The sequence below is a fragment of the Maribacter stanieri genome, from assembly GCF_900112245.1.
Taxonomy (GTDB): Bacteria; Bacteroidota; Bacteroidia; order Flavobacteriales; family Flavobacteriaceae; genus Maribacter; species Maribacter stanieri.
On the sequence record NZ_FOYX01000002.1, the window covers coordinates 641018 to 658939 of the forward strand.

17 protein-coding genes and 1 tRNA gene are annotated in these 17922 nt (G+C 34.5%); 8 read left to right on the forward strand and 10 right to left on the reverse strand.

Going from position 1 to position 17922, the window contains the following annotated elements:
• Nucleotides 1–14: 14 nt before the first annotated feature.
• From BM296_RS13300 to BM296_RS13310, 3 genes are read right to left on the reverse strand one after another with little or no spacing between them, the layout of a single operon-like run.
• The gene (locus BM296_RS13300) at nt 15–707 is read right to left on the reverse strand and encodes an ABC transporter ATP-binding protein (RefSeq protein WP_091903565.1); all 693 of its coding nucleotides are present in this window, start codon (nt 705–707) and stop codon (nt 15–17) included.
• Between the two features lie 11 nt (nt 708–718).
• The gene (locus BM296_RS13305) at nt 719–1981 is read right to left on the reverse strand and encodes an ABC transporter permease (protein WP_091903567.1); all 1263 of its coding nucleotides are present in this window, start codon (nt 1979–1981) and stop codon (nt 719–721) included.
• Nucleotides 1978–3060 carry an efflux RND transporter periplasmic adaptor subunit gene (locus BM296_RS13310; protein WP_091903568.1) on the reverse strand — a complete coding sequence of 361 codons (1083 nt, stop codon included), beginning with the start codon at nt 3058–3060 and terminating at the stop codon, nt 1978–1980. Before BM296_RS13310 ends, BM296_RS13305 begins: the two co-directional genes overlap by 4 nt.
• Nucleotides 3061–3289: 229 nt before the next feature.
• Here BM296_RS13310 and BM296_RS13315 point away from each other — a divergent pair, with 229 nt between their 5' ends.
• The 6 genes from BM296_RS13315 to BM296_RS13340 all read left to right on the forward strand — a co-directional run bounded on the left by BM296_RS13315 (nt 3290) and on the right by BM296_RS13340 (nt 8339).
• A complete protein-coding gene (locus tag BM296_RS13315; RefSeq protein ID WP_091903570.1) occupies nt 3290–3748 on the forward strand; it encodes a hypothetical protein in 459 nt (152 codons plus the stop codon).
• Between the two features lie 41 nt (nt 3749–3789).
• Complete coding sequence (locus BM296_RS13320) at nt 3790–4599, forward strand: universal stress protein (protein ID WP_091903584.1); 810 nt, start codon at nt 3790–3792, stop codon at nt 4597–4599.
• Between the two features lie 14 nt (nt 4600–4613).
• Nucleotides 4614–4829 carry a hypothetical protein gene (locus BM296_RS13325; RefSeq protein WP_091903586.1) on the forward strand — a complete coding sequence of 72 codons (216 nt, stop codon included), beginning with the start codon at nt 4614–4616 and terminating at the stop codon, nt 4827–4829.
• A gap of 114 nt (nt 4830–4943) precedes the next feature.
• Nucleotides 4944–6626, forward strand: a complete 1683-nt coding sequence (locus tag BM296_RS13330; RefSeq protein ID WP_091903588.1) for an ABC1 kinase family protein — start codon at nt 4944–4946, stop codon at nt 6624–6626.
• A gap of 11 nt (nt 6627–6637) precedes the next feature.
• Nucleotides 6638–7909, forward strand: coding sequence for an MgtC/SapB family protein (locus BM296_RS13335; RefSeq protein WP_091903590.1), 1272 nt, complete (start codon nt 6638–6640; stop codon nt 7907–7909).
• Between the two features lie 52 nt (nt 7910–7961).
• The gene (locus tag BM296_RS13340) at nt 7962–8339 is read left to right on the forward strand and encodes a hypothetical protein (RefSeq protein WP_091903592.1); all 378 of its coding nucleotides are present in this window, start codon (nt 7962–7964) and stop codon (nt 8337–8339) included.
• A gap of 114 nt (nt 8340–8453) precedes the next feature.
• Here the strand turns inward: BM296_RS13340 and BM296_RS13345 are convergent.
• The 3 genes from BM296_RS13345 to BM296_RS13355 all read right to left on the reverse strand — a co-directional run bounded on the left by BM296_RS13345 (nt 8454) and on the right by BM296_RS13355 (nt 10293).
• Nucleotides 8454–8530 (reverse strand) — tRNA-Pro (locus BM296_RS13345).
• Between the two features lie 68 nt (nt 8531–8598).
• Nucleotides 8599–9510 (reverse strand): alpha/beta hydrolase, encoded by a 912-nt coding sequence (locus BM296_RS13350; protein ID WP_091903594.1) that lies wholly within the window; start codon nt 9508–9510, stop codon nt 8599–8601.
• A 15-nt stretch (nt 9511–9525) separates the two neighbouring features.
• Complete coding sequence (locus tag BM296_RS13355) at nt 9526–10293, reverse strand: M15 family metallopeptidase (protein ID WP_091903596.1); 768 nt, start codon at nt 10291–10293, stop codon at nt 9526–9528.
• A gap of 108 nt (nt 10294–10401) precedes the next feature.
• On the opposite strand from BM296_RS13355, the gene BM296_RS13360 reads away from it, so the two are divergent.
• A complete protein-coding gene (locus BM296_RS13360) occupies nt 10402–11526 on the forward strand; it encodes a glycoside hydrolase family 130 protein (protein ID WP_091903598.1) in 1125 nt (374 codons plus the stop codon).
• A gap of 84 nt (nt 11527–11610) precedes the next feature.
• Here the strand turns inward: BM296_RS13360 and BM296_RS13365 are convergent, their stop codons facing one another.
• The 4 genes from BM296_RS13365 to BM296_RS13380 form a co-directional block, all read right to left on the reverse strand.
• Nucleotides 11611–12432 (reverse strand): sugar phosphate isomerase/epimerase family protein, encoded by an 822-nt coding sequence (locus BM296_RS13365; RefSeq protein WP_245787017.1) that lies wholly within the window; start codon nt 12430–12432, stop codon nt 11611–11613.
• 14 nt (nt 12433–12446) lie between these two features.
• The gene (locus BM296_RS13370; protein ID WP_091903601.1) at nt 12447–13169 is read right to left on the reverse strand and encodes a gluconate 2-dehydrogenase subunit 3 family protein; all 723 of its coding nucleotides are present in this window, start codon (nt 13167–13169) and stop codon (nt 12447–12449) included.
• Between the two features lie 3 nt (nt 13170–13172).
• Entirely contained in the window at nt 13173–14894 is a 1722-nt protein-coding gene (locus BM296_RS13375; RefSeq protein WP_027067617.1) for a GMC family oxidoreductase, read from the reverse strand.
• Between the two features lie 129 nt (nt 14895–15023).
• A complete protein-coding gene (locus BM296_RS13380) occupies nt 15024–16403 on the reverse strand; it encodes a sialate O-acetylesterase (protein WP_091903603.1) in 1380 nt (459 codons plus the stop codon).
• A gap of 144 nt (nt 16404–16547) precedes the next feature.
• Between BM296_RS13380 and BM296_RS13385 the strand changes: the two genes are divergently transcribed.
• Nucleotides 16548–17921 (forward strand): Gfo/Idh/MocA family protein, encoded by a 1374-nt coding sequence (locus tag BM296_RS13385; RefSeq protein ID WP_091903605.1) that lies wholly within the window; start codon nt 16548–16550, stop codon nt 17919–17921.
• Nucleotide 17922: the final 1 nt, after the last annotated feature.

The following is a 17922-nucleotide window of genomic DNA, read 5'->3' on the forward strand; positions in this document are numbered from 1 at the left end:
TCGTGGTTGAAAATTTAAATAGAAAGTACTGATTTATCTATTATACGACCATCTTCCATCTCTATAATATAATCGGTTCGTTTAGCAAAATCTTCATCATGTGTCACTACCAATAACGATAGCCCCTCCTCCTCTTTTAATTGCTTAAAAATATTAAATACATTATCAGAATTATAACTATCTAAATTACCGGTAGGCTCATCTCCCATTAGTATTATGGGATTATTTATTAATGCCCTGGCGATTGCCACACGCTGTTTTTCACCACCAGAAATACGCGATGCTTTTTGCAGAGCCAAAGACCCTATGCCTAACATTTTTAATTTCTGCATAGCATCATGCTCAATCTCTTGATGACTTTTACGAGCTAACTTTTTTGCTGGCAACATTACATTCTCTAATACACTAAATTCTGATAACAAATAATGAAACTGGAATACAAACCCAATATGTTCATTTCTAATTCTTGACAATTCTGAAGCTAATCTACCGCTTACCAAGGTATCGTTTAAATATAATTCGCCAGTATATTCTGTATCCATGGTAGATAATATATATAGCAATGTGGATTTACCTGAACCAGATTTACCCATAATCGATGCGAATTCTCCTCTTTTTATGGCAAACGTAATATCTTTTAAAACATGAAAATCTTTAGGTTTTAAAAAATGTTTATTTATGCCCTTGGCTTCAAGTACTTTATCCATGTTCTATATGCTTAAGTGCCTCTTATAATTTTTACCGGATCTATATGCCTTGCTTTAAGAGATGGTAACCAACCTGCAACAAATGTTGATATTAGCGCGAATACAATACCTATTATATAATAACCTACGCTAAAATCGACAGGGTACGTTGTAATAGTTGGCAATGCTTCCGTTTCAAAAGGTACGCCATCAATAATTACAGATAGTACAAACCCTAACAGTAATCCTAAAATACCACCTACAATACCTATAATCATGGCTTGACTCATAAATATCAACTGAACATCGTAACCTGAAAAACCTGTAGCTTTTAAAATCGCTATATCTTTCATTTTTTCATAAATGAGCATGTTCAGAATATTATAGATTCCAAAACCTGCAACTATAAGTAGTGTAATGGATACGGCATAGGTTATTAAGTTTCGAATATTAGACCCTGTTTCAAATTGAGCATTTGCTTCATTGATGTCAGTAGCAGTAACATTGTACTGTTTTTCTAAAAGTTGAGCTAAGGCAGGTGAATCTTCAATAACATTTAGCTTAACATTAATATCTGTAATGTAATTTTGCGCTTCGCCTAAAATTTGCTGTACAGTTTTTAAATTACAGAAGCTTTGCGAATTATCAATATCTGCAATTCCACTTTGATAAATACCAACAATTTTTAAAGGAAAAATTGCCCCTCTTACGGTACTGATTTGTACTCTATCGCCCACAGATAAAGACAACTTACTTGCCAATCCTGATCCTAATAAAATACCGTTATCCGTATTTTTCAAAGCTTCTGGACTACCCTCAACAATATAATCGCGCATATTAGATAGTCTTGTTTCCTCCATTATGTCTACACCAACCAAGGTACCACCAAGATCTAGAGCTCCAGATAAATAGAATATTTGTGCCCTTACCTGTGGCGTAGCCCCTTTTACCTTATCTTTTTTCTTTAAATAATCTAAAATGGGCAATGCATTATGAATCTTCTTTTGACCTTGCTTAGGCTTTATAGAACTGATCATATGCACCGAATTCTCAAATTCTTCATATAATGAAATGGGCTGATTTGCCGTAGGTTCTATCTCATTATACAAGTGAATATGTGGAGTTTGGTTTAATATGAGGCTATCTAACATGGTATTAAGACCAGTCATAAAACTAACCATGGTAATATAAGCACCAATACCAAATGTGACCCCTAAAGATGCTGTTGCGGTAGATTTCATCTTAGTTAAAAGATGTGTTTTTGCTATATTCAGTATAACTTTCCAGTTTGTCATACTTTTGGTTTTAAAAGCTTGGTAGATTCAGTTATGCCAGATACAATCTCCACGCTTTCTAAATTTTTAAAACCTACCTCAACTTGTACTTCACCCTCTTCAGTTTCCACCATATTCCCATCCATTAAATATTCTATAGGTATCGTTAGCACATCTTCTTTTTCAGAAATAACAATATTACCTTCTCCAGCTAACCCTGGATATAACGTAGCAGGTGTTTTGGTAAACAATGCCTCAATTGTAAAGGTTTGTGACCGCTCATCTTTTTGAGGATATATTTTACTAACCGAAGCCGTAAAAACTTCTTTTGGGTAAGCATCTAAGGTTACCAAAGTTTGCTGACCAACCTTTACTTTAATGATATCGACCTCATCTATTAGCATTACAATTTTAAAATTAGTAGCACTGCCTATAGCGCCCAAAGGTTCTAAAGTATTAACAAGCTCACCAGGCTCTTTTAAAATAGCATATACCCTACCGTTAATTTTACTGTTTACGGTATAATCATCTATAACTATTTGGGTAGTAGAATAGCTATTTTTAGCTTGTTCCATTTTAGTCTCCAAATCATACTTAGTACGGGCATACCTAGCTTTTTGCTGTTTTAATTGATTCTCTGAAAGTTCATAGGCCAATTTTTTTGTATCATATTCAGATTTTGAACCTATATTTTGATCCCAAAGACGCTTCTGTCTACTAAAATTGATAGAATCATTAGTAAATTTTAATTTTACCGAATAAATATCATCTTCAATATCCTTTAATATAGCTGCATTGCCCTGTACATTTTCTTTTGATTGTTGTAAGGATAAATAAGCATTGTCTGAATTTAGTTTAGGGGCACGATCGTTAATTTTTAGGATTGCATCACCTTTTTTAACAAGGTCTCCTTCCTCAACTAAATTCTCATCTAAAATACCTGCTACAACCGTGTAAATTTTGTACAAACTATCTGGCTGTATGGTAACTGAAGCATATACAGATGATGTTAGCTTAGCTTTTTGAGGATATACCGTTTCGCGCTTTTGCGAACACGATAAAAACAATACAAACAGTAAACAGATTTTTAATTTTTGCATAACTAATATTTGTTATACCTCAAATTAAGCGGAATATTTAAAGTTATACTATGAGTAAAATCATATTCAATTAATTGATACGTAATCTACTTTACAATTCATAAAATGAAAAATAGCTATGTAATTCTGGATTAATCGCTACGCTTCTCATTTATCATGATTTTCGTCATAATATCTCACTATCCTTCTCTCTAACTTTATGGTCTATTCATAATTAAATATTGATAACATGAGCAGCTTTAGAAATAGACCCAAAGACAATTACATTCACGAAGCGGACTGGGACTCACTTTACGTACTAACAGAACATTGGAAATCTGATATCACTTTTTATAATGAAGACCTAAAGTTCTTACATCTTTTAATAGAAAAGTACTTTATGTGGATGGCGAAGAAAGAAAATATTGATATGGTAAGGGAAATGGAAGTAAGCCTTATTGACACTGATAAGAAATGCGATACACTGGCAAAACAAGTAGATATCCATTTACATCACTTAGCTGAATTAATAGAAAACCCATTTGCATATGATTCACATCAATTTAGAACCGAACATGCACAACTTGAAGATGACCTTGCGCTATTTGTAAAGCAATATAGAACTAACCGTAAAGAAGTTTTTGCTATCACCGAATATGTTATTGATGGTGAAGAAATGGTAAAACGATTAGGTATTACCAGAGCATAAAAACCAAACTATTTATGTATTAAATTCAAAGCTTTTCAACTATGAAAAAAGTTATTATACCTACAGATTTTTCTGTAAATGCACTAAAAGCAATTGATTACGCTCTTGAGCTTTTTAAAAATGAGGCATGCACTTTTTACATTCTTCATGGCTACCATAATGCGCCGTCATCAGAAATGTCTAAATCTGCCACTCAAAAATCTTTAGATTTTTTGGTAAAAAGTTTAGAATTACAAACTGCGGATAAAGATTTCTATTTTGAAGGTATTTTAAAAACGGAATCTGTTTTGAATTTAACGAACCAATCTCAAAACATCATAAACGCAGATTTTGTTATTATTGGCACAAAGGGCACATCTACTTTCAGTCAGATTTTTATTGGTAGCAATGCTTTAGATCTAATTAAGCATCTAGAAAATTCAGCTTTAATTATTGTTCCACCAGAATATAAGAGGTCTAGTTCAAAAGAAATTGTTTTGGCTACCGATTATAAACATACGTTTACAAATGCAGAGTTATCTCCTCTTTTGAAAATGGTTAACTTAAAAAAAACTACTTTAAATATTGCACATGTCAAAACCGAAGAAGCTTTAAGCGATGAACAAAAATCGAACAAAGAATTATTGAAAAGTGAATTGAAAGAAGTTAAAAATCATTTTTTTGAAATTGAACTTCAAGACAATGTGGCTTATACTCTTTATCAAATTGAAAAAGAAAATAAGAGTATTGACACCATGGTAATTTTAAAAACCAAACATGGCTTTTTCAATCAACTCTTAAGAGAAAATATCATTAAAAATCTAAGTGCTAAAACAAAAATTCCTTTATTAGTTTTACCACAAGTCAATTAATTAAAACAAAGAATATGAAGCAATTACATAAAATACTTAATGAAATCACAGAACTTACATTGAACATAGAAACGAATTACCCAGAGCTTTATCGATCATTAGATGAAAACCCCTTAACCTTACCTGTTATTCAACATCCGCACATGGACAAAGAGATTATGCATGAATATCTTGAAAGTTTAAAACAACTCTTAAATCATTATTTAGATGAGCATAAAACTGCTCTTTAAAAATCAATTTAAAATTAGATTTTATAAAATTATCAAGTTCGTAATAAATATTAGTTGACGACTATTTCCATTTTATAATATGAATAAAAACATATCGCAAAAGACCAATACTAAATGGCCATATTAAGAATTCCATCTCAAAAAGAAATAAAGAGGTACGCCACTTTATTCAATGTACTTGTTAAATATGGCTTTGAAGATGTGCTGTCGCATAGCCCAATTTTAAAATTAGTTCCAAATAAGTATTTAGAAAACCATCCTGATACTAAGAAGAATTTATCTTTTTCAAAATACGAACGCATTCGTATGGTCTTGGAAGACCTAGGGCCCACTTACATAAAATTAGGGCAGATTTTCAGTACTAGAGAAGATATGTTGCCGCTAGAGTTAATATTAGAACTTGAGAAATTGCAAGACCATGTACCTATGGTCAAAGACTTTGATGTTTTAAAAGTGGTAGAAGAAAACCTTGGTGAAGAAAAATTTAAATATTTCGCAACCATAAAGTTAGAACCATTAGCAGCGGCATCCTTGGCTCAAGTACATAGAGCCCAACTTATTAATGGGGATGAGGTTATCTTAAAAATTCAAAGACCAAATATTACAGAAGTTATTGAAGCTGACCTAATGGTCATGAAGCAAGTAGCGGAAAGTCTTGAAAAATACAGTAGTCAGGCACAAGCTTTTCAACCAATACGAGTTATAGATTCTTTTGAAAAAAGTATAAAAGAAGAGCTCCAATTTGCAAAGGAAATAGAGAATACAGAACGTTTTGCCGCTAATTTCAGGGGAAATGAATCTATTCACGTTCCAGAAGTTTATCGAGATTTTTCTTCCGATACAATTATTTGTATGGAATATATTGACGGTATCAAAGTCTCTAATATCAATAGTTTAAAAGCAGTAAATATTAATCCTAAAGCAGTTGCTAAAATTGGGGTAGACTTATATATTGAGCAAATATTAGATTTTGGCTTTTTTCATGCAGACCCACATCCAGGAAACATTTTTATACTCGCAGAAACAGGACAGATATGTTTTCTTGATTTTGGAATGATGGGCACTATTTTACCCAACGAACGTGAATCAATAAATGATCTATTACTGTATTTTTTAAGTAAAGACGTTAAAAGAATTATCACTCTCCTCGAAAAAATAGCCATTAGAACCAACATACCCGATTATAAAAAATTAGAACAAGATCTATATGAATTATTAGATGGCGTTAGCAATACCGCTATACAAAACATTAAACTTGGTGATACCTTATCTCAGTTCAAAATTGTATTATACGAAAATCAAATTATAATACCCCACTACCTTTATATGCTAATAAGGGGAATTGTTCTTATTGAAGGTGTAGGTCTTAAACTAGATCCTGAATTTAATATCACTAATAATCTAGAGCCGTATACGGCAAAAATAATGCGCAAGCGTTTTAGCTTTAAATACCTTTTGAAAAAGAACCTGAAACGTATAAAAGAAATTAATGAACTAGCTGACACGTTACCTGATGACATTAATACCATCATTAAAAAAATAAAAGAAGGAAAATTAGAAGTTGTTCACGAACATAAAGGACTGCAAGAATTTCAACTTGCTACAAGTAAAGCTGTAAATCGTTTGGTATTTGCCGTTATTATAGCAGCTCTTTCTATAGGATCTTCACTTTTAGTAATGGCTAAAATGCCCCCATTAGTAAATGGAATTCCCCTTTTAGGAGCTATTGGGTTTGTATTATCTGCACTCTTAGGGTTTTACATTGTTATATCGATATTTAGAAATGATCAATTCTAAATGTAAAACATATGGATGACATCAAAATTATAAGTAAAGTTATAGATCCCTATATTCTAGGTGTTATTATCAGTCTAGGTATTGGTCTTATTCTTGGTTTAGAGAGAGAATACAATAACCTTAAAGAAGACAAAGGTTTTGCCGGAATAAGAGCTTTTCCCATTGTTGCTATTTTAGGCTTTGCACTAGGTAGCCTAACTGATATCTATACCGTATGGTTACCAATAGTTGCGTTCGGTGCTTTTATTTTCTTTTTAGGTTTCAATCATTTATATAAAGAAACCATAGCATATGAAAGAAGTTTTACCACCAACTTAGCTTTGATTGCAACATTATTATTAGGCTTAATGGTTTCTGCTGCATATTATAGAAATGCTGTAGCTACGGCTGTTATAATAGTTACGCTGCTTTCTCTTAAAACCCGTTTTCATACCGTTATTAGCAATATTACCTCAGACGAGCTTTTTGCTTTAATTAAATTTTCCATTATAGCTTTATTGATATTACCCTTTTTACCCAATAACAATTACGGACCCAATGAATTATTAAATCCGTTTGAGATAGGATCTATTGTCGTTATCGTTTCTTTCTTAAATTTCATTGGTTATTTTCTGGTCAAATTTGTAGGCTCTAAAAAAGGAATTTTATTAACAGCAATTCTTGGTGGACTCATTTCAAGCACCGCGGTAACCTGGAGCTATGCATCTAGAAGTATTGAATCTCCCGAACTATCCAAAAAATATGCTGCGGGTATCATCATTGCATCGGCAATTATGTTTCCCAGACTCGCATTGTTGACTTACATATTCAATAGTGCGTTATTTATGTATGTAGCTATACCTTTTGCAATTTTCTCAATAATATGTCTTACAGTGTCTTTAGTATTAATTAAAGAGGATTCAAATAAACCTGACACAAACATTAAACTTGGAAATCCAATGAATCTTCTTAATGCCATTGGGTTCGGAGTTATTTATGTAATAATTCTATTTGCTGTCTTTTATAGTAATCAGTTTTTTGGTGAAAGCGGATTATATTACTCAGCTTTAATCGCTGGTTTAGCAGATACCGATGCCATTACCATTAGCTTAGCAAAATTTGCCTTGGATGAGGAAAAATTAAAATTAGCTTCTTCGGTCATCGTCACCGCCGTAATGAGTAATATGTTGGTTAAACTAGGTATTGCCGCTTTTAAAGGATCCAAAATTACTGGTAAATTGGTTGGGTTTACTTTCGGCGGAATCATTTTTATTGGTGTTATATATGCTGTGATTGCCCATTAACATATTAGCATTTAGAATTTATATAAGGCTTTGGGTATACAATTGAATCCTTTTGTCTAAGAATTACTTTAAAATTATAAATGTATTTTTCGTCATCGGTATTTTCGGCGCGGGGAGTCTAGTAATTACAGAATTTGCAACTGGTAATGGCTGCCCTAAATTTGGGGCAGTACCTGCTTGTCTAATTATCTTAATTTGTTTTATACTTCCCTTTATTTCGCATTTGCTTAAAAAATGGAATCTCATTTATTTCTTATTTACCGGTATTGCAACACTAATTGCTTTAGTGGCATCGGTAATGCAGTTTATAGGTAATGCAGAATGCCCTAAAAGTGATTCGGGAATACCTATGTGTTATTTATCATTACTAATTTTCACTTCACTTATTACCCTTAAAAAAATTCAGCTTGATTATGTCAACTACAAATGACAAAGTGAAGGCTAACTAACGCCTCTCTTTTTATTCAAATAGTTTACATAAGTTTTACTTATGACGTTCTTGTAATCAAAAAAGTGAACCATTCACATGGTTCACTTTATCGCTTGGTCGGGATGACAGGATTTGAACCTGCGACCACTCGACCCCCAGCCGAGTGCGCTACCGGACTGCGCTACATCCCGAAATTAAGCCTGCAAAAATAAAGAAGTTCTATAGATTAAAATCTAACTTTTACCAAAACTTAAATTAATTATCTCAGCGATACTATCCAATCTAACATTCTATTTCCCCAATCTTTTAAATGTTCATCATGTAAACCTAACCCGAAACCGTGACCACCTTTTGGGTAAATATGCATGGTTACCGATACTCCTTTATCCTTAACAGCTTTGTAGAACAATAAACTATTTTCTACTGGCACTACGGTATCATCTGTTGCGTGTAATAAAAATGTAGGTGGAGTTAGCTCAGTAACTTGTTTTTCATTTGAGAAATAATTGACTAATTCGGAGGTTGGGTTTTCCCCTATTAAATTTTTCTTTGAGCCTAGATGAGTCATCTCTCCAAAAGAAATTACAGGATATCCCAACGCCATAAAATCTGGACGTGCACTTTCATCATCTATACGATCAATTGGCTCATAAACTTTTTCATTAAAATGCGTTCCCAATGTAGATGCTAAATGTCCGCCAGCTGAAAATCCAATAATTCCTATTTTATTCGGCTTTATATTAAACTTTTCAGCATTACCCCGAACTAGCCTTACCGCTCTTTGAGCATCTAAAAGTGGTACGTACTTTTTGTCGGTTTGCGAAATATCTGATGGTAGACGATATTTTACCACTATACCTGCAATACCCTTACTGTTCAAAAATTTTGCAATATCTGTACCTTCCCAATCATAGGCTAATATTCCATACCCTCCGCCAGGAAAAATTAAAACTGCCTCTCCCGTAGCATCTCGTTTTGATGGTAAATACACTTCAATTGTAGGGACTTGAACTTTACTAATTCGCAAAATTTCATTTTGCTCATGTATTTCTTTTTCCACACTTTTTAAGTGATTAGGTATTTTATCTTTAGGCCATAACTGCATAATAGTATCTTGAGCAAAGAAGCTGTTTACCATTAGTAACAATAACAGCAATAATCTGTTTTTCATATCGTATAATTTATACTATTCACAATTCCATTTAAAGTTTGCTATTGGGTCATTTGAAGTCCCTTGTAAGTTATAATGCCACCATTCTGTTCTGGTAGACCAAAATCCGAATTTTTCCATGGTGCTTTTTAATAGTTTCCTGTTATCAAGAATTTCTTTTGGCAAGTCAAAATTATCGTGATAGGCCCTTTTTCCGAAAAAATCAAAATCGGTTCCCATATCCAGCTCCTCCCCGTCTAAAGTAACCAAAGTTATATCTACCGCACCACCTTTATTATGTATAGAACCTTTTACTGGGTTAGCAACATATTGTGGATTAGGCACTATTTTCCACATTTTGTATTGTACAGAATTAGGTCTGTAGCAATCATAAAACTTTATTTTTACTCCGCTCTTTTTAAACTCTTCATTAGCTCTTAATAAAGCCTTTACTGTTTTTACTCTTGTATAGCATTCTGCACAATCGTATACTTTTTCCTTTAGAAAATTATTATTGGTAGCGTATCTTAAATCATATTCAAAACCATCGCTATAATCTGCTAAGCGTACAAATGTTGTATCTTTTAAAGAAGTCAACGGTGTAACTTTCTTCTCAATTTTTATGGCTATTGGTTCTATTTTGGAAATAGAATCTTCGTTAATTTCTACATCAGTAGTCGCTGTTTCTGCTTTTACAGTTTTGGCATTGTCCTTACAAGATTGTAGGAATAAAAAACTGATAATGATAATAAGCAAGCACTTATAGCTTAGATAGTTGTTTTTTAAAATAATCAACGAACTCATTTTCTATACTCTTTTGGTGTTCAATATATTATACTAAATAGTGTTAGTTCTGATAGAAATTTGGCTACCTTACTTAAACCTTTAATTACAGCAATTTAACTAAAAACCATGAACAACAACCTATTCCTACTTTTAACGCTTGCTATTTTTTGTGTCTCCTGTAAAAATGAAAAGAAATCATTTACTACAACAACCGAAGCAGTAGAATCGCCTTGGTTATTAGGTTTTGAGAAAACAGATATCAACCCTATAATGCAAGCAGATTCTTCTTATACTTTCTTAGATCCTATTTCTAAAAAAGAGGTTCAATGGCAAAAAGCCGATGTTTTTAATCCGGGTGCAATAGTAAAAAACGACACTGTATTTCTGCTATTTAGGGCAGAAGATAATCCTAAAGCTATTTTAGGGCATAGAACTTCTCGTATAGGTTTAGCCTATAGTGTTGATGGTATAAATTTCACCAAACACCCTACTCCTGTACTTTTCCCTGACAATGACGAGTTTTCTCAATATGATCAACCTGGTGGTATTGAAGACCCACGCATTATAGAATCACCTGACGGTACGTATATTATGCTCTATACAAGTTGGAACAAAGATATTGCCCGTTTATCTAGTGCTACATCTACCAACCTTAAAGAATGGACAAAACAAGGTCCTGTGTTTGAAGATGCTTACGACGGTAAGTTTTTGGACGAATGGAGCAAATCTGGATCAATTGTTACCGAGTTGATTGATGGCAGACTAATTGCAAAAAAAATAAATAGTCAGTATTTAATGTATTGGGGCGAATTGTTTGTGAACCTTGCTACTTCTATAAATGGTGTGGATTGGGAACCTACATTAAATGAAAAAGGTGAATTACTACATAGTTTTACGCCATCATTAAATGAATTCGATAGTCACTTAACCGAACCTGGACCACCAGCTTTATATACAGAACATGGTATTTTATTATTATATAACGGAAAAAACTTAAGTGGTGAAGGAGCAACAAGTAAGTTCCCAGAAGGTACTTATTGTGGTGGTCAAGCTTTATTTGATAAAAATGATCCTACAAAATTGATAAAGCGATTAGATACTCCTTTCATCTGTCCTAGTCTACCGCACGAAATAAGTGGTCAATATAAAGCTGGAACAACTTTTATTGAAGGCTTGGTATATTTCAATGACAAATGGTTTCTGTATTATGGAACAGCAGATTCAATGGTCGGTTTAGCCGTTAAGGAATAAATAAATTTTACTACTTTTTTAAATAAAAAAAGCCCCTACTTCAAAAATGAAATAGGGGCTAATGGTTGGTATTGGTAATTGGTTCTATTCTTCAAGTTGACTAAGATAAACTAAGCTTTTAGGTACTTGAGTGACTACATTTTTAGATTCATCTTCTATAAACATGTATTCAATTCCTAATTTTTTAGCTTCAGCAACTACTCCGGCAATATCTATTTGCCCTGTTCCTAAAACTACATTGGTATCATCTTCTTCATGACCGGTATTATTTCCTTCTATACCTTTTTCCATATCCTTTAGATGTAATAATGTAATTTTCTTTGGATATTTCTTCATTAGCGCTAGCGGATCTGCACCTCCATGTTGTGCCCAAAAAACATCTAATTCAAATGTAAAATGAGTTGCATTTTTAGCCATATAATCAAACAAGGTTCCATTCTTATACGGTCTAAACTCATAACCATGTGGATGGTACGCTAAAACTAGTCCTTTTTCTTTCAAAATCTTACCAGCCTTATTGAATACTTCTGTAGCGTGTTTTGTTTCTTTTAAAGCCCAATTATTGTCATCATGAGGTACCCATGCACACATTACATATTTAGCTCCAAAATCTTTTGCATTTTTAATGACCTTCTCTACATCGTTCTCCAAGTCACCAAATCCAGCGCCTACACTTACTACGTCTAAATCATTTTCTTCTAGTAAAGCCTTAAACTCTTCTATTGGTAAATCATACGTTTCGCCACCTTCAATTTTAGTGATACCCCATTCATTAATCAATCCTAATGTGTTAGACACATCCATTTTAAATTGATTTCTAAGGCTGTATAGTTGCAATCCTACTTCTTGGGCTTGCGCTAAAAAACCACTACCTAAAAAGATAGCGGCTATTATTACTTTTTTCATACTCATTTTACTATTTACGTAAGTAAATTACCTTCGTCGTCCCATTCTGCAATAACGTTTCGTTGACTTTGGTCTACACATTTCGCTATCCATTCTGGGTCGTAAGCAACACCATGTTGATCAAGTACATCTTGCGGTACGCCATCCCATACATTTGGTGAATTTCCTTTATAACCCAAGTCTGCAATACCTACTTTAGAAGTATAGTAACCAGTTACCGTAAGACCACGCATAGTATAGAAAAACTGTATTTCTAAAGGTTGTTCGCTTAAAGGTTTCTCTGTATCATGCCAGCAGATTTCATCGCAAATTTGCTTTTTCTGCTCTAAGGTTGCCGACTTAAATTCAGTACCAAATTCAGTATTGCTTTTATGATCTAACCACATTAGTCCACCTAACAAAGTAGGAGCCAAATCTGGAATATCCTTGCCCATAAACTCAACAAGCTCTGGCACACCTGCCTCTATTGGACCACCATGTGGTTCTTTTGGAGGTAGTATTACTATACTTAAAGCTGCAATGGTTTCCATCTCATGCTCATTGAAAAGTTGTTCAGCATTAATCTTCTCAATACGCTCTAATTCTGCAGGCGTTCTTCCAAAATACTTTTCGCTACTGGTTGTAATGGCTTCATCAATAGATTCTCCATTTTCAGTCTTACAAGAATTGAAGACCAGCCCAGAAGTTGCCGCAGCACCTCCGAGTATTAAAGTTTGTAAACTCTTTCTTCTATCCATCTTCTAAATATTTTGTGCCTTAAGTTGTTCAATTATATAATCAGATGCTCTCCATGAAAGTGCCATAATTGTCCAAGTACAGTTTTTATCTGCCTGAGATACAAAAACACCTGCATCTACAATAAATACATTGTCTACATCATGTAACTGCTGAAACTTATTTGTAACCGATGTTTTAGGATCATCTCCCATTCTGGTCGTACCTACCTCATGAATAATCTCTCCTGGTTTGTTCAATCCGTAATCTTTATCCTTTCCTGGCTTTTCTCCTAAATAGTGACCACCCATGTTATGAATAATCTCCTCAAAGGTATCTTGCATATGCTTCGCCTGGTTTACTTCATATTCTGAATGCTTGTAGTTAAACTTCAAAACAGGTATACCAAATTGATCAACCGTTGTAGGGTCTATTTCACAATAATTATCTTTATAGGCGATTGCTTCACCACGACCACCAAATCCTATTACAGACCCGTAGTATTTCTTTACATCATCACGTAAACTATCACCATAACCTCCTGATTTTAATCCGAAGTATTGGTTCAAAGCATTTGGATCCCAACCAAAACCGTAGTTAGGCTGACTCATACCTCCCCAAACTTCAATATGATATCCTCTTGGGAAATTTAATTTAGAGTTATCGCCCCACCAAGGTGAGTAAACGTGCATACCACCTACACCATCTTCATTATAAGATGTCTTTCTATTCAATAAGCCTGGTATAACACCTGCAGCACCTGAACCTGTAGAATCATGTAAATATCTACCAACTAGGTTACTGCTGTTTCCTAAACCATTAGGGTGTTGCTTACTCTTAGAGTTTAAAAGTATACGTGCAGAGCTACATGCAGATGCTGCCAATACAACCACTTTACCTCTAAGTGTATATTCTTTTCTGTCTTCTTTGTTTATGTAAGAGACACCTGTTGCCTTACCTTCTTCATTAGTAAGAACCTCACGTACCATTGAATTTACAAACAATTTTACCTGGCCACCACTCTTTTGAGCTGGAAAAATCAAACAACTACCTGCTGAGAAATCGGCATATATTTGACAAGATCTGCCACATTGTCCACAATAGAAACAAACTCCACGATCTGCGTTAATTCTTTTGGTTAACATAGAAAGCCTACCCGGTATAACCGGTACGTTAGACTTCTTTGCTCCATTTATATAAAACAACTCGTGTAATCTCGGTTTCGGGGGAGGAAGAAAAAACCCATCAGGATCATTTTCTCTACCTTCATTGGTACCAAAAACACCAATTAACTTGTCTAATTTATCATAATAAGGTTTAACATCTTCATATCCTATTGGCCAATCATCTCCGTGACCATCACGTGTTTTACCTTTAAAATCCTTTGGTCCGAAACGCAAAGAAATACGTCCCCAGTGGTTGGTTCGTCCTCCTAGCATTCTTGCTCGCCACCACCTAAATTCAGTTCCCTCTGCATGTGTATATGGCTCTCCTTCAACTTCCCAATCTCCCCAAGACATGTCCCATTCGCCAAAAGCTCTATCTGTACCTGCTCCCCTACGTGGAGAATCATATGGCTGCTTTAATTGCGTCATGGTTTTTGGATCAGCTGGGTCAAAAAACGGACCCGCTTCAACAACAGCTACATTTAAACCTGCATCTGCCAACTGCTTGGTAGCCATACCACCACCTGCTCCTGAACCTACGATGATAACATCAAAGATTTCTGAGGATTCTTTTATCTGCATAATTTGAAATTAGTTATTGATTACAATTTAACTATTTAATAAAATAAGAACCCGTGTTTTTAGCTGAATAACCATAGTTACATGACGGGCGTATATTTTTAAAGCACATTAGTTCACTTTATGTATTTTTTACTCACTAATAAATGTAGATGCTGGTAAACCAACGGCATTGAACAACGTACTAATATCTGTACTTCGCCAAGCATATCTTACCGCTTTAGGATTCTTCACTTCTTTTGAGCTAACGATTACCGCTCCATTTTTAATTCTGGCCCTAGCGGCAAACCACTGCCCTTTTTCATTTGAAATTTCAAAAAGGTTTAGTTTTTTCCCTTTATTATATAACCCATCAGCATGGTTGAAATTTATTATAATTTGATTTCCTGTAATTTCTGAAGAGGCATATAACGGACCATAGACTTCTTGACCCTGCAGTAAATTATAATGATCTTTCAAAGCAATATTTGCCAAACGCAAACCAACATCTTGCTTATTTAAAGGGTGAATATCTTCTACTGTACAAATATCGCTTGTCATTGCCATCCCTGTATTTTTTAACGAAAGCGTTCTACGCTGTTGGTCTCTAACTATACCTCCGCTAAACTCGTCACCATATTTAAATGGAGCTATTTGCACATAGTAAAATGGAAAATCATCTTGCCATGCCGTTCGCCAAGATGTAATCATATTCGAAAAAAGTTTCTGATAATTTTCTGCATTGGCAGTGTTTGATTCGCCTTGATACCAAAGAGCACCGCCAATTTTAAATTTTGTTAAAGGAGCAATCATACCATTATATAATGAAGACCTTTCTACGGTCACCCATTTATTTGGCACTATTTTTTTATGCGATTCTACCAGTTCTGGATGCGCTTTAAATACAGATTCTGGTGTCCACACTTCTGCACTTGAAGCTCCCCATGCGTTATCTACTAACCCAATAGGTATATTCAATTCCTCTTGAACTCTTCTAGCAAAAAAATAGGCGACCGCACTAAAATCTTGCATAGATTCTGGGGAACAGGTTACCCATGTTCCAGAAACATCTTCTTGTGGATATTTTGAGGTTCTTTTAGCTACAGAAAATAAGCGAATAGTTGGATAATTTGCATTGGCTATTTCCACATCTTTATTCGCAATTTTACTATTTGCACTCCACTCCATATTACTCTGTCCAGAACAAAGCCACACCTCACCTATCAACACATCTTTTAATGTAATTTCATTGGTTTTACCTTTAAAGAGTATTTGGAACGGTCCGCCTGCTTTTGGTGTTTCTACAGTAACCTTCCATTTGGCATTATTTCCTGTTTTTACAACTACCGTTGCATCGTTCCAACTTGTGTATATAGTAAATTCTTCATTTGGGTCTGCCCAACCATACAATAATACATTGGTCTCTCTTTGTAAGACCATTTCATTAGAGAAAATTTTAGGTAGTGTAATTTCTGCTTTGGTGAGACCTGTTACTAAAAAACATAATAACATAATAGAGATACGTAAATTCATTGGATAGATACTAATTTTGATTTAAATATACCTAATAATGCATCACACTGACAAATTCTTAAACATTCAACATTATTTTTAAAGTAATCGTTATATTGACACCACTTTTTAAGATGTTCATAATCTATTAATATTCAACTTATCATGCCCACTTCATCTACCACTTTTAAGCGCCGAAATTTTATTAAGGTAGCATCAGCATCATTACTGCTAACAACATTTAATTCTTACGGGTTTGAATTTTTTGCCAATGAAAAGCCGAAAAAGGTAGCGCTTATAGGCACCGGGTGGTATGGCACCGGAGATTTAATGCGGCTTATACAAGTTGCAAATATTGAAGTTGTAGCACTTTGTGATGTTGATGATAATCAACTTAACACTGCAGCACAACTAGTTTCTGAACGTCAAAAAAATAAAAAGAAACCTAAGCTCTATACTGATTATAGAATCATGCTAAAAAGCAATAGTCTAGATATTGTACTTATTGGTACGCCAGATCATTGGCACGCATTAACGTGTATTGAAGCGTTAAAATCTGGAGCTCATGTTTATGTTCAAAAGCCTATAAGTGTTGATGTTATGGAGGGTGAGGCTATGGTTGCCGCAGCCAGAAAATATGACAGGGTCGTACAAGTAGGAACACAACGAAAAAGTACACCGCACTTAATAGATGCTAAAAAGCAAATTATTGATACCGGTTTACTTGGTACCATTGGTCATGTTGATATGAGCTGCTATTACCACATGCGTGCCAATGGCAACCCACCTGTGCAAGAAGTACCTGATTTTTTCAATTATGAAATGTGGACAGGACCTGCACCTATGAGACCTTACGATGGTCTACCCCATAAAAGATGGTGGCGTACGTTTAGAGAATATGGAAATGGAATTACGGGCGATATGTGTGTGCATATGTTAGATACCGTTCGTTGGATGTTAGGTTTGGGATGGCCAAAACGTATTAGTTCTGAAGGAGGAATATTTGTTCAAAAAGGTGGAAAATCTAATATATCAGATACGCAGTCCGCCGTTTTTGAATATGACGGACTTAACTGTAATTGGCAACATAGAACATGGGGAAACCCAGCTGACAACGAGTACCCTTGGGCTTTTAAAATTTATGGTTCTAATGGTGTGCTTAAAGGTGACGTTATGAAGGCTGAATTTACCCCCATAGATGGTAGCGAACCTATAAAATTTGAAGTGCTATACGAGAAAGAGAAATACCCTGAAGACTCATCTGAAAAAGATTTAGAATTACATGCGGCACCCGCTACACGTAGACATATGATAGATTTTTTAAATGCCATAAAAAACGGTACAAAACCAGTGGCAGATATTGAAGAGGGACATATTTCATCTGCTAGTTGCATTTTGGCCAATCTTTCAATGGATTTAAAAAGACCTTTGGTCTACGACCCAAAAAGCAGAACTGTTGTAAATGACCCTGAAGCCACTGCCCTATTACAGCGAAATTATCGTGGAGATTGGGAACATCCACACCCAGATACAGTTTAAA